The organism is Rhodomicrobium vannielii ATCC 17100 (genome assembly GCF_000166055.1).
Taxonomy (GTDB): Bacteria; Pseudomonadota; Alphaproteobacteria; order Rhizobiales; family Rhodomicrobiaceae; genus Rhodomicrobium; species Rhodomicrobium vannielii.
In genome coordinates, this window is sequence record NC_014664.1 from 1,885,716 (window position 1) to 1,898,433 (window position 12,718).

A 12,718-nucleotide genomic window follows, 5' to 3' on the forward strand; every position below is an offset into this window, starting at 1 on the left:
AGGGTGCCAAGCCGCACGAAGTGGTGCCAAGCCGCACGATGGGTGTCGGGCAACGCGTGCAGGGTTGGATCCGTCTCACAGGACGGTCGTTCAAGACGCGGGAAATACCGGTGCGCCATGCGAGGTACCGGGCGAGGTACCGCGGAGCATCTGCGTTCGCGGCACTCCTGATTGGCAAATTTGAGCGGCCTGCCACCTCAGAGCGATCCATCGGAGGATGAGGCGGCCGCAGCGTCGTGCCCAAATAAGAAGCGGCACGACGCTGCAAGTTTCAGTGCTCGATCAGCTTCTCTGCGTGAGATCGAGTCCGATTTCACGCAAGCCTCTCTAGAACTTCACGGTGACAGCCGCGTTGAACGAGCGGCCGACGCCCGCCACGGCGCCGTATTCCGCGCCCGAAGTCGCCTTGAAGTCGGCATAGTCGAAGCCGCCGAGCGGCTGGTAATAGAGCTTGTCGAATACATTCTCCACTGCGAGATCGAAGCGCACATTGCTCCAGAGATAGCTCGTGCGCAGGTTCAACAGCGCATAACCCGGCGTCTCGAATTCGTTGCGCAGGCTCTGCACCTGATCCTTCGATGCGACGAGTTGCACCTCCGCCGTGCTCGACCAATTGCCGAGGCTATGCGTAAGCGCGGCACGCGCGTTGAGCGGCATGATGCGATAGAGGTTCACGCCGTCGGTGCGCTCGCCTTCCACCCAGCCGATGGTGCTGTTCACGCCGAACCGCCCATAGTCGGCGCTCGCCCAGAGCGGAGCCTTGCCCGAGACGTTCACGCCGTAGAGTTCCGCGTCGTGGTTCGCGAACTGGAACTGGCGGAATTTTCCGTTCTGGAAGTTCGACGTTGTGAAGGTCTTCAGGTAATTTACGTCGATGAAATCCTCGACGTAAGAATAGAACGGCGTGACCTTCACTTCATACTCACCCGCTGGGCCGGTGCGCCACGCTGCCGTGGCGCTAACGGTGTGCGCGACCTCTGGATCGAGATCGAGGTTGCCGACATAGCCGTTGCCGTCGCCAAACCAGCCGATCATGGTGCTAGCCATCATGCCCTTGCCCCATGAATAGCGCTCATAGAGGTTCGGCGAGCGGGTCTTCCGCGCATAACCGAATTCGTAGGCGCTCGCGGCGTTCGGCTCATAGCGGGCAAGCGCTGTCAGGTCGAAGTTGACGTCGGTGCGGGCGTGGTCGCGCGCGTTAAACGCTGTGGCTGCGGCTATGTCGTCAGCCTGCATCATCGACGTCCAGCTATAAGGCCGAACGTCGCCGGTATCCATCCACACGATGTCGTTGCGCGCGCCGAGGAGCGTGCTCCACTCAGGCGTCCATTTGCGCTCCCACTCCGCGAAGGTGCCAACGCGGGCGCGCGTGCCGCCATTGATGTTCTCATAGGTGTCCGGCCCCATCATCGCCATGCCAGCAACCGGCGGCCACCAGTCGTCGAGTGTCTGACCGTGGAACTCGTTGCCGATGCGAACCTTGTCGCGCGGCGAGGTGAGGATTTCCGCCTTCACCGAATAGCCGAAGTCGCTGCCATCGGTGTTCATCGGCATGTTGCCGCCCTTGTCCGCAAGGAAGTTCATCTCGTGCAGCGTGCGCTGGTAATACGCGCGTGCGTCGAGCGTACCCCACCCGTAATGCTGGAGAGCGCGGGCGTTGACCGCCCAGCCCTGATTGTCCGTCAGGTCCATGCGCTGATTGACGAAGCCCTGATACGGGATCTTCTGATAGGTGCCTTCGAGCACGTACAGGTCACGGCCGTCGCGCGCTGTGAGCGTGAGCGCGTGGTTGCCCGCCTCATATTCGGTAGAGCGGACTTCCTCGCCGCCGCCGCGTTCGTAGTTACGCGATTGGCTCCACGCGCCGTTATAGGTGGCGTTCAGGTTCTGCGTCGCCGCCTCGGCATGGACCGAGCCGCCGAAGCCGTCGCCGTTGCTGCGGTAGAAGGTTGTGAGCGTCGCCGCTGTCAGCACCTCGCCCGGTACGGTCGCGAAGTTTGCGGGCGCGCGCTCGACCGAGATCGTACCGCCGATCGAATCGCCGCCCTTGCTAACCGGCGCCAGCGCCGTATTGACCTCCACCTTGCCGATGGCCGACGGATCGACATAGGACAGCGCCGGGTTCATGCGGTTCGCGCATGCCGACGTGATGAGCATGCCGTTGAGTTCGGTGCGGATGCGCTCATCGCCGAGGCCGTTGATGGCCGGGAGCGCCGACACGCCGCCGCCCGTCGCGACGGCCACGCCGGGCGCTGCGGTCAAAAGTGCGGCTGCGTCGCGTTCGCCGGGACGCGCTTCGGTGAGAGCCGCGCCGGAAAGGACTGTCCCCGATAAGGGCTTCGCCAGCGTTTGCGGCTCCGGCTCGGCGAGGTCTTGCGGCACCGCCTCGGCCGCGCCGTTGGCTTCGGTCGAAGGCGTGGCCTTCTTTTTTCCAGGCTTCTTTGCCTTCTCTGCGTTCACCACGATGGGCGGCAGGGTGGACGGGCGATCGGTTGATTGTGCAACGGCCTGCTCTGCGCACAGCCCCGCTGCCGCGGTGCCAAGCACCGCGATGATGACTTTCGACATGGATATTCCCTCAAGTGCAAGAATTCGCACGCGCGGCGGCTCCCACGGCCGGGATGCGCGTCAGAAGCAATCAGGCTTGCAGGGAGGGGGGAGCGCGACTTTGCTGCAGTCGAACGTTTGTCGCCGCGTGGGAACTATGAAGGGGAATGACTGGAAGGGCAGCGCCGAAAGCAGGCGGCACGGGCAAGGGAGGCGCTTCGGCGGGCGGCAGCGCGTGCGCGAATGCGAGGCCAAGGCAGACGAGGCACGATTTCGGCGCGCCCGGCGCTTTCTTTCCTGGCTCCGCGCCTGCGCCGTCGTCTCCCGCCCCGGAGCGACACAACGCGTGTTCGTCGTAAGCCTCGGCAGCCGCCAGCTGTTCCGCCGCCGCCACCGCCTCGCCGAAAACGACGAGATGGTGGCGCGCGAGCGTACCGGCATGCAATAGCACGCCGATTATGGCTAACGAGCAAATCCAATGCCTTGAGCGCATGTCCCCACCGTGCCCAAATCGCTGGGGGGACGTTATCGATTTCGGAAGTTACAGTGCAAAGAAATAAAGCGGCGCATAACATGCGACGGAATAGCGCATGCGATGCGCCGCCTTTAGAACAAGAATGATCTATTTGGCGTGATGTTGCCAGTTCTTCAAAACTTCATCAACTGCGCGTGATGAGAGATCGAGCGTTACAGCAAATACCCTGCTGTCATCCGGGTCGCGCACGACATGAAAACCTAATTCGCGGCACATTTGCAGCATGCCCGTATTCTCATCCAGCACGCTCCCGTAAAGCTGTTTCAAGCCCTCCTCGCGCGCATAGCCGATGAGCTGGCGCATCAGCACCCAGCCCAGCCCGCGCCCCTTGAGATCGGAGCGGATCAGCACGGCATATTCGCCCTTTTCGTAATCCGGATCGGCGAAGAAGCGCGCCACGCCGAGCATCTCCGACGCGCCACCATCTTCGGCGGGCCGCACGGCGATGAAGGCCATCTCCCGCGCGTAGTCGATCTGCGTCAGCCGGGCGAGGAAATGATGCGAGAACTGCCGCACCGGGCTGAACAGACGAAGGCGCAAGTCTTCCGGCGTCACATGGCTCATGAACGACGGATAGAAGTGCTCGTCGTCCGGGCGGATCGGGCGAACCGTGACCGGCGTGCCATCAAGCAGCGTCTCGTGTTCCTCCCACCGCACGGGATAGGGCCGGATCGCGCATGGCACCGGCTTGTGTTCTGCCGGATCCACCACCTTGATGCGGGCGTCGAGCGCGATCATGCCCTTCGCGTCGATCAGGAGCGGGTTGATGTCGAGTTCGCGGATAGCGCGATGCTGCACCGCGAGCGACGACAGCTTCACGAGGCAAAGCGCCAGCCCGTCGAGATCGACAGGCGGGCGGTCGCGGAAGCCTTTGAGCAGCTTGTAAATGCGGGTCGAGGCGATGAGATCGCGCGCGAGCTTGAGGTCGAGCGGCGTCAGCGACATTGCCGTGTCGCCGATGGCCTCGACGCCCGTTCCGCCCGCGCCGAACAGGATTACCGGGCCGAAGGTCGGGTCCGTCGTGATGCCGAGGATGAGCTCGTAGGCGTTCGGGCGTCGCACCATCGGCTGCACGGTGACACCTTCGAGTATCGCGTCGGGCCGCGCTTCGCCGATGGCCTTGAGCATCTGGTGCGTGGCGGTTTCAACCGCTTCGGCCGACATGAGATCGAGACGAACGCCGCCGATGTCGGACTTGTGCGACAGGTTGCGCGACAGGATTTTCACAACGACCGACGGCGACTTGCGCAGAAGTTCGGCCGCCGCCTCGCCCGCTTCTTCCGGCGTCCGCGCAACAAGCGTCGGTACGGTCGGGATGCCATAGGCGGCGAGCACGGCCTTTGCCTCCGGCTCCGTCATCAGATCGCGTTTTTCCGCGAGCACGCTTGCAATCTCGGCCTTGACCGTGTCTGCGTCGAAGACGAGGTCTTCGGGCAGCGCGGGCGGCGTCTGCATCAGTTCGGTCTGTGCGCGGCGATAATGGACGAGGTGCATCATGCCGCGAACCGCCGCGATGGGCGTCTCATACGACGGGATCTTCGCCGCCGCGAACGCATCGCGGATGCCGGTTTCGTCGTGCCGCGCGAGCCAGTTGGCGATGACGGGCTTGTTCCTACCCTTCGCGCGCATCTCCTGCACGGCCGCGACGACCGCCTTTGCGCCGTCGAGCGACGAGGCGAGAGCCGTCGGGCAATTCATCACGAGGACTGCGTCCGCATTCGGGTCCGCGAGCACGGCATCGAGCGTCGCGCGGTAGCGGTCCGGCCCGGCGTCGCCGATAATGTCGACGGGGTTGCCGCGCGACCATGTGGTCGGCAAGGCAGCATCCAGCGCGTCGATTGTCTCGGGTGCCAGCGTCGCCAGCGTGCCACGAAAATCGGTCAGGCTATCCACCGCGAGAACGCCCGCGCCGCCGCCGTTGGTGACAATGGCCACGCGGTCGCCCGGCATTGCCGGCACATAGGCGAGCATCTCCGCGGCGTCGAACATGGCATCGAGGTCGGTCACGCGCAGCACGCCCGCGCGCCGGAGCGCCGCACCGTAAACGTTGTCGGACCCGGCGAGCGCGCCGGTATGCGATGCGGCGGCTTTCGCGCCTTCGGGATGGCGGCCCGCCTTGATGGCGATCACGGGCTTCACACGGGCGCAGCGCCGCGCCGCCGACATGAACTTCCGCGCGTCGCCCACGGATTCGATATAAAGAAAGACGGCGCGGCTTGTCGTTTCGCCCGCGAGGTAGTCGAGCATGTCGCCGAGGTCTACGTCCGCAGCATCGCCGATGGACACGACGTGACTGAACCCGACGCCTTCGACGGACGCCCAGTCGAGCATCGCGGTCGTGATCGCGCCGGACTGCGAGACGAGCGCCACGCTACCAGCCTTACCCAGCACCTGCGCGAAGCTTGCGTCGAGCCCAAGGCGCGGCACCTGCATGCCGAGGCAATTCGGGCCGATGATGCGCAGGAGATGCGGGCGCGCCGCTTCAAGCATCCGCTTGCGCAGGTCGCCGGAGACGCCCGCCGTGATGACCACCGCGGCGCGGCACCCTTTGCGGCCGAGTTCCTCGATGACGCCCGGCACCGTCTCGGGCGGGGTCGCGACGACGGCGAGGCCCGGCGTGAAGGGTAGCGCGTCGACGGATTTGAAGCAGGGTTGCCCGAGGATCGCCGGGCGCTTCGGATTGATGAAGGCGATATCGCCCGTGAAACCGCCCTTCAGCAAGTTTTCGGCGACGTGCTTGCCGATTGATCCCTGACGTTCGCTGGCCCCTATGAGGACGACATTGGCCGGATTGAAGAGGAGATCGAGATTGCGGATGGTCATAAGTGGCACTCCGTCGAGGCTCGGTCAAAAATGGCATGACCGAGCAGCCGCGAGCGCCGTCTTCGAGGGAACTCGGTACCAACTCAGCCATCGATAAACCCGCCCGCAGCGTGTGCTTGCGGACAGAGCGGGGCCCTTTCGCCTGCGCAGGCCGTGACGGTAAAGGATACGTTGCGCGGCACCAGGGTTGCCTGCGCGCCTTATCTCACACTTTGGTAAGCGACGCATATGTCGAACTGGTAACAAACGTGATGAGCGGCGTTTTGGGTGGCGTGACGGTCGCAAGGCCAAGGGCGGCCGTGCCATCATAGCCCTTGCGCGCGGTCGAGGGCTCCGCAGCCGCGGCTTTAGAAGTGGACGTTATTGACGACCCACGAACCGGCGGCGGCGGTCGCGCCTGCGATGAGGATCGGCGGCAGGGCGCGCATGAAAACCTGAAACAGCGTCATGATCGCCGCGAACGCCTTCTCACCGGCGGCCAGAAGCTCCCGTGCCGCTTTCGAGACGAAATAGAAGACGATGGCGGAACTTCCGAGCAGGATGATCACCTTGGAGCCGGGCATGTCGCCGAGCTTGTCCCACGGCACCGCGAGAATTTGCGTCAGGCACCATTGCCACGCCGAATTTGCGACGCGCGCAATCGCGTAAACGCTATCCTGAATCAGCTGCAGGATCTGGACGATGACTTGCATAGCTCAAGCTCATGTTGTTTCGGTGTCCCGGAAACGATGTGGATTATGCGCCAATAAGCATGTGGCGAGCTTGCGCGCTCGCGCCGTTGAAGGCGCGCGACGTGCGGTGTGAGCGCGCAATTTTTGCAGCCGGAAACTCGCGGCCCGATTTGCGGTTTATCCCGTTATCAAAGCAGGAACGCTGACGGCACAAAGAGTTGACTTCCGTCGGATTTCTTCGAGTCCCATCTTCACAACATGTGGGCGGAGGCGCTACCATAGGGCATGGCAACACGACACGGTCACATCGGCTGCTTGAAAAGCCACGGTTATCTCGACGGGCAGTTCCTCATTGCGATGCCGTCGACAACGGACTCGCGCTTTCATCGGTCGGTGATCTACGTCTGCGCCCATTCCGAAGAAGGTGCGATGGGGTTGATCGTCAATCAGCGCGCCTCGCACATCACGATGCCGAAGCTTCTGGAACAGCTCGACATCCCCATGAGCTGGTCGCGGCCGACTTCCATTCGCATGGACGCCATGGCTGTCCATCTCGGCGGCCCCATCGACATCAGCCGTGGCTTTGTGCTGCACAGCTCGGATTATTTCGTGGCCGATGCGACGCTTCCGATCAACGGCGGCGTTTGCCTGACGGCGACGGTCGACATCCTGCGCGCCATCGCCAGGGGACGCGGCCCGAACAACGCCATTCTGGCCCTTGGCTATGCAGGGTGGGAACCTGGTCAGCTTGAGCGCGAGATCCAGGAAAACGGTTGGCTCAATTGCCCGGCCGATCCGGCCATTATCTTCGACAGCGATCTCGACACGAAATATCACCGCGCGATGGAGAGTATCGGCATCGATCCCTCGCATCTCGTTTGCGCCGCTGGGCGCGCGTAAGGAGCCGGTTTGCCGCGTTTCTCGCACCGCGAGGCGGTTTATTTCAATGCGTTTTCGTCGCTCGAACCGGTTTCGGTCGAAAAAGCCCTCGAGTCGAGTTCCCGCACGATGGCTGCGGCACACGCGCCCCTTTCACCGCTCGCGTCGACGCGAAGCCAATCGGCCGGCGGTTCGATCGTCCGCAACTGATATTCGACCACCGCGGTGTCCGCGTCGGAAGCATCGCCCTCGCGCGCGATGACGCGCTCGCGCAGGATGTCGGGTCCGGCGTCAAGCCACACGCCGAGGAACCCGGCGCCGGCCCGCTGCGCGACTTCATGAAGCCGACTGCGCTGGATCGCTTCCGGGAATACCGCGTCCAGGATGACCGAATGCCCGCTGTCGAGCGCAACTTCCGCCTTCTTGATGACGCGGCGATAGACTTCATCGCGGCTTTCCGAAGTGTAAGTTGCGCGCGGCAGGCGATGCGTGAGTTGAACGCCATGCATGCTCTTGCGCTCGACGTCCGTGCGGATATGAAGCGCACCGGGAGCCGCGCCGATGAAGGGCGCCGCCTCGCGGGCGACCGTCGTCTTTCCCGTGCCCGACAGCCCGCCGATTGCGACAAGTCTCGGCTGGCCCGGCGAGATAACGGCGGCTGCGAAGGCGGCGTATTCGCGCACCTCACGCAAAAGCCGGTCGTGATCGCTCGGGGCGCAAACCGCCAGCGCGTGAATACCCGTCATCGCGCGGATGGCCGAACGAAATGACAGGAACAGCGGAAGCAGCGCGAGCCCCTTCACCTCGCTGATCGCCGCCATTTCGAGGTAATGGTTGAGGATGATATTCGCCTGAAGCTTCAGCCCGCGTTGCCACAGGTCCATCAGCAGAAAGGCCAGATCGTAGAGCACGTCGATGGTCGAAAGCCGGTCGTCGAATTCGAGCGCGTCGAACAACGTCGGCTTCCCGTCCCATAGCACGATGTTCTTGAGATGCAGGTCGCCATGGCAACGCCGCACGAAGCCCTCGCGCTGCCGCGCTTCAAGAAATGCGAAATTTTCGTCGAGTTCGCGTCGCAGTTTCGCAATGTAGGGGCAGACTTGCAACCCCTGCGATTGCGCCCCCGGACCGCATAGCGTCGCCTCCAGCGTATCGGCGACGCCGCGCAGCGACCGTGCGAAGCCCGAGTTCGTCACAACGGAGGCGTGGCGGTGGAAGTGCTCGACGGTGTTGGCGAGATCGACGGCAATTGCGCGATCGAAGCGGCCATCGCGGGCCAGCGCATCGAGCAGGAGCGTCTGATCGAAACGGCGCATGACCAGCACCCAGTCGACCGTTTCACCGGGACCGCCAAGCGCCAGCGCGCCATTCTCGCGCCGCGTCACAGGCTGGATCGACAGGTAAAGCTCGGGCGACGCATGGGAGTTGATGCCGAATTCGCGCGAGATGATGGCATGGCGCTTTTCGAGCGTCGAGAAGTCGAGATAGGGGAGCTTCACCGCGCGCTTGAGCTTGTAGGCGCGATCCCCGGCAAGAAAAACGATGGCTCCATGGGTTTCAACCCGCTCAACCTCGGAAACACCGTAGGTTTCGGGCTCGCAAAGAAAGGCGATGACGGCTGCCTGACCGGCGCTTTCCGCGTTGCCGTGGTGCATGGAGTTCGACAAGGAGGATCGGCTCCCTTTCAATGACTCCGGCCATCATCTTCGCGTTCACTCCCTCGCGCAACGGGAATTGCTCGCCGGATGCGCGGCGTTTTCCCGGCGGCGGCGAAGATGTCGCCCCTCCGGCAAAAAAGAAAGGCCCCCTTGGTGGGGGCCTTCGTTTCGGCGGTAAGGGTACCAGCCTACTTGAGCGGCGTGTAGACCGGCGCCTGCGAGAGCTTGTAGTTGACGCCGAGCTTGACGGTGTCGACGGTGAAGCTGTCCTTGAACAGACGCCAGTTGTTGTAATCGACGTCCCAGTCGTTCCAACGACGGTTGTTATTGTTGTCGAGTTCGAAGTCGTAGTGCAGGTACTCGACCTTGACCGACCAGTTCGGATTCAGCAGGAATTCGAGACCGCCGCCGATCGTCCAGCCGGTGAGCGTGTCATCGTAGGTGTGGCTGGAGGTATAAGTACCATTAGGATCATCATCGATAGAAACAACAGTCCTGACCTTAAGCTCCGGCTGAATCCAGGCAAAACCGCCCTTGGCATAGAGCAACGTGTTGCCCCAAGCGTAACCCAGGCGTCCCGTCACGTCGCCATAGAAGCCGCCCTCTGACTTAACGTTGACTACGGCGGTGCTGTAGGCGCTAGAAAAAGTGACGTCGTTGTAGGTCGTCGCAAGGAACGTGCGCTCGTTGTCGCTGCCGAGACCGCCGATGTCGACTTCGATACCGAGAACGAAGTTACCGCCGGTCTGCCAGTTATAACCGAACTGACCACCACCGAAGGCGCTCTGGTCGTTCAGATTTTTGCCGCCGAAGGTTGCAAAGCTGAGATCGCTGTCGTCGTAGCCGTCCCAGTACTCGTTCTTGCGCGTCTCAAGCTGAGTCCAGGCCGCGCCGAGATGACCACCGAAGTAGAACCCGGTCCATGTCGGAGGGACGACGATAATCGGAGCGTCCTTCATGCTGGGTGTGTAGATGTCGGCAGCGTTGGCCTGGGCAGCGATTGCAAGCGTGCCGAGGGCCACAGTGCTGGCCAGTGCGAATTTCGTGAGAGTCATGTCTCTCCTCTTTCCCCGCGAGTTGTAACGTCATATATGAACTCAACTGGGAATTGTGATCGCACGACCTTTTTCTAAACTCAAGGTTGTCTAGTATTGCAGGCGCACTTTTTCAGAGCCGCCAAGATGGGGCATCCTCGAAACATCAACGATTTCAATGGTACATCGGCCGGTGTGACAAAAATCTGTTGAAAAACTGCAACAGTTTTCGCAACCACCACAACTTGAGATAGGTTGTATAGTGCCTTGATTGCGGGCGCGGCGGCTAGTCGAGGGACGAATCGCCCCTCAACTTTCGAGTCGCCGGCTCACAATTATTGAAGGAAACGTGCCGTTTTCAGTAGGCGTTCTCGGTAAAGACCGGGCGCACGTCGCCACCCCATTCGAGATGATAGCGCCGGAGCAGGACATCCGCCTGCGTGAGTCCGCTTTCCAGAATGTCGTGAAGCGGATTCAGGAAGGAGCTCTCGTCCTTGAACCCGTGCTCGCGAGCGCGCGAGGCGAGGCCCGCTTCGGCGATTGCGACCGTGGCGCTGGCCAGATCGCGCACCGTGCCGCGGCGAAATGGCGTGGCAAGGCCGAGGCGCGGAACGTCGTCGCGGAGTTGCTGACGCTCTTCGTCCGTCCAGTCCTTCACGAGATCCCACGCCGCATCGAGCGCGGACTGATCGTACAGGAGTCCGGCCCAGAGCGCGGGAAGAACGCAGAGCGTCGCGTGCCAGGGGCCGCTGTCGGCGCCGCGCATTTCGAGGAAGCGCTTGAGGCGAACCTCGGGAAAGATCGTGGTGAGGTGGTCGGCCCAGTCTTCGATGGTGGGCTTTTCGCCGGGCAATTGCGGCAGCTTCCCTTCGAGGAAGGCGCGGAACGATTGGCCCGTCGCGTCGACATATTTGTGATCGCGCCGCACGAAGTACATCGGCACGTCGAGTGCGTAATCGACGTAGCGCTCGTAGCCCATGCCGTCCTCGAACGCGAAGGGCAGCATGCCCGCTCGCGCATTGTCCGTGTCGAGCCAGACGGCGCTGCGGAAGCTCAGATAGCCGTTGGGCTTGCCTTCCGTGAACGGGGAATTGGCGAAAAGCGCCGTCGCGATGGGCTGAAGCGCGAGCGAGACGCGCATCTTCTTGACCATGTCCGCTTCGCTCGCGAAGTCGAGGTTCACCTGCACGGTGGCAGTGCGGTACATCATGTCGAGGCCGTAACGACCGACCTTCGGCATGTAATCGGTCATGATCTTGTACCGGCTCTTCGGCATGCGCGGCGTTTCGGCGATGGTCCACAGCGGCGAAAAGCCGAGCGCGAGGAAAGAGATGCCGAGCGGGTCGGCGATTTCCTGCACCTGATCGAGATGCCGACCGACTTCCTCGCAGGTTTCGAACAGCGTCCTCAAGGGCGCACCGGAAAGCTCGAACTGTCCGCCCGGTTCCAGCGTGATGGAGCCGCCGGAACAATTGGCGGGCGCTTCGAGCGCGATCACTTTTTCGAGATCGTACACCGGCTGCCAGCCGAAACGTGCCGCGAGGCCTTGAAGAAGCGCCGAAATTCCCGCGTCGCCTTCGTAGGGCACCGGCCGCAACGTGTCCCGATAGAAGGGAATCTTTTCGTGCTCGGAGCCGATGCGCCAGTCGGCCTTCGGCTTTTCGCCTTTGGCGATTTCCGCCACAAGTTCGTCGCGGCTTTCGATCGAAGGCGCTTTATCGTTGTTCGCTAACATGAGAGGCCCTGTCGCCGCCTGAGTTTGGATGTTTGGCGACACTATAGTGACTCGTACGACGTTTTTTCAACGCCGCCAGTCTCCCACCGTCACATTAAGCAATGCGAGCACGGCGACGGCAGCCGTGTCCGCACGCATGATGCGCGGACCGAGCGAAATCGGGCAAACGAAACTCCGCGAAAGGAGATCGGCGCGCTCGTTTTCCGAAAACCCGCCTTCCGGCCCAATAAGCGCCGTCACCTTCCTGCCCGAGAGCGCCGAAAGCGCGTCGAGCGGCGAGGCAACCTCCGCGCGTTCGTCGCAGAACACCAGCGCGCGATCCTTGTCGAACGCCTGAAGGAACGCCGCAAACTTCACCGGCGCCTTGATCTCCGGCAGGGTGAGCACGCCGCATTGCTCCGCCGCCTCGATGGCGTTCGCTTTCATCCGGTCCGCGCCGAGGCGAGGCACCGCCGTGTGCTGGGTGATAACCGGCTGCAAAAGCGATGCGCCCATCTCCACGGCCTTCTGCACCATATAATCGAGCCGCGCCTGTTTCAGCGGCGCAAACGCATAATGAATGCCGGTCGGCGCGGTCTGTTCGCGCACCTTCTCCATGAGGCGAATCGTGCAGGCGCTTTTCCTTGCCTTGACGATCTTGGCGCGCCATTCTCCGCTCGTACCGTCGAACGTCAGAACTTCCGCTCCCTCCGACAGGCGCAAGACGTTCAGCAGGTAGTGAGCCTGCGCGGTATCCAGCGCGATCTCCCCGTCGGGGTCGAGTTTGTTTGCGACAAAAATCCGTTGCATGGCCATGGCGTTGAACAGTGCTGTTTGGGTAATGTGCAGGACACGGG

Annotated in this window: 9 protein-coding genes; 1 reads left to right on the forward strand and 8 read right to left on the reverse strand. The window is 62.6% G+C overall.

Translation table 11 applies throughout. The features are described 5' to 3' along the window. Nucleotides 1-327: 327 nt before the first annotated feature. The 4 genes from RVAN_RS08675 to RVAN_RS08690 all read right to left on the reverse strand — a co-directional run bounded on the left by RVAN_RS08675 (nucleotide 328) and on the right by RVAN_RS08690 (nucleotide 6,597). The gene (locus tag RVAN_RS08675) at nucleotides 328-2,568 is read right to left on the reverse strand and encodes a TonB-dependent receptor (protein WP_013419367.1); all 2,241 of its coding nucleotides are present in this window, start codon (nucleotides 2,566-2,568) and stop codon (nucleotides 328-330) included. A 70-nt stretch (nucleotides 2,569-2,638) separates the two neighbouring features. Next, nucleotides 2,639-3,040: a DUF2946 family protein gene (locus tag RVAN_RS21150; protein WP_013419368.1), complete on the reverse strand. Its 402-nt coding sequence runs from the start codon at nucleotides 3,038-3,040 to the stop codon at nucleotides 2,639-2,641. A 129-nt stretch (nucleotides 3,041-3,169) separates the two neighbouring features. Continuing rightward, nucleotides 3,170-5,905, reverse strand: a complete 2,736-nt coding sequence (locus RVAN_RS08685) for a bifunctional acetate--CoA ligase family protein/GNAT family N-acetyltransferase (protein ID WP_013419369.1) — start codon at nucleotides 5,903-5,905, stop codon at nucleotides 3,170-3,172. Between the two features lie 347 nt (nucleotides 5,906-6,252). Next, on the reverse strand, nucleotides 6,253-6,597 hold the full coding sequence (locus RVAN_RS08690; RefSeq protein WP_013419370.1) for a hypothetical protein: 345 nt from the start codon (nucleotides 6,595-6,597) through the stop codon (nucleotides 6,253-6,255). A gap of 264 nt (nucleotides 6,598-6,861) precedes the next feature. Between RVAN_RS08690 and RVAN_RS08695 the strand changes: the two genes are divergently transcribed. Further along, nucleotides 6,862-7,476, forward strand: coding sequence for a YqgE/AlgH family protein (locus RVAN_RS08695; RefSeq protein ID WP_013419371.1), 615 nt, complete (start codon nucleotides 6,862-6,864; stop codon nucleotides 7,474-7,476). Between the two features lie 38 nt (nucleotides 7,477-7,514). Here RVAN_RS08695 and RVAN_RS08700 read toward each other — a convergent pair whose 3' ends face one another. The 4 genes from RVAN_RS08700 to RVAN_RS08715 form a co-directional block, all read right to left on the reverse strand. Continuing rightward, complete coding sequence (locus tag RVAN_RS08700) at nucleotides 7,515-9,122, reverse strand: AAA family ATPase (protein WP_013419372.1); 1,608 nt, start codon at nucleotides 9,120-9,122, stop codon at nucleotides 7,515-7,517. A 179-nt stretch (nucleotides 9,123-9,301) separates the two neighbouring features. Continuing rightward, the gene (locus RVAN_RS18910) at nucleotides 9,302-10,168 is read right to left on the reverse strand and encodes an outer membrane protein (protein WP_013419373.1); all 867 of its coding nucleotides are present in this window, start codon (nucleotides 10,166-10,168) and stop codon (nucleotides 9,302-9,304) included. A gap of 337 nt (nucleotides 10,169-10,505) precedes the next feature. Continuing rightward, nucleotides 10,506-11,882 (reverse strand): glutamate--cysteine ligase, encoded by a 1,377-nt coding sequence (locus RVAN_RS08710; protein ID WP_013419374.1) that lies wholly within the window; start codon nucleotides 11,880-11,882, stop codon nucleotides 10,506-10,508. Nucleotides 11,883-11,948: 66 nt separating this feature from the next. Then, nucleotides 11,949-12,671, reverse strand: a complete 723-nt coding sequence (locus RVAN_RS08715) for a 16S rRNA (uracil(1498)-N(3))-methyltransferase (protein ID WP_245258048.1) — start codon at nucleotides 12,669-12,671, stop codon at nucleotides 11,949-11,951. Nucleotides 12,672-12,718: the final 47 nt, after the last annotated feature.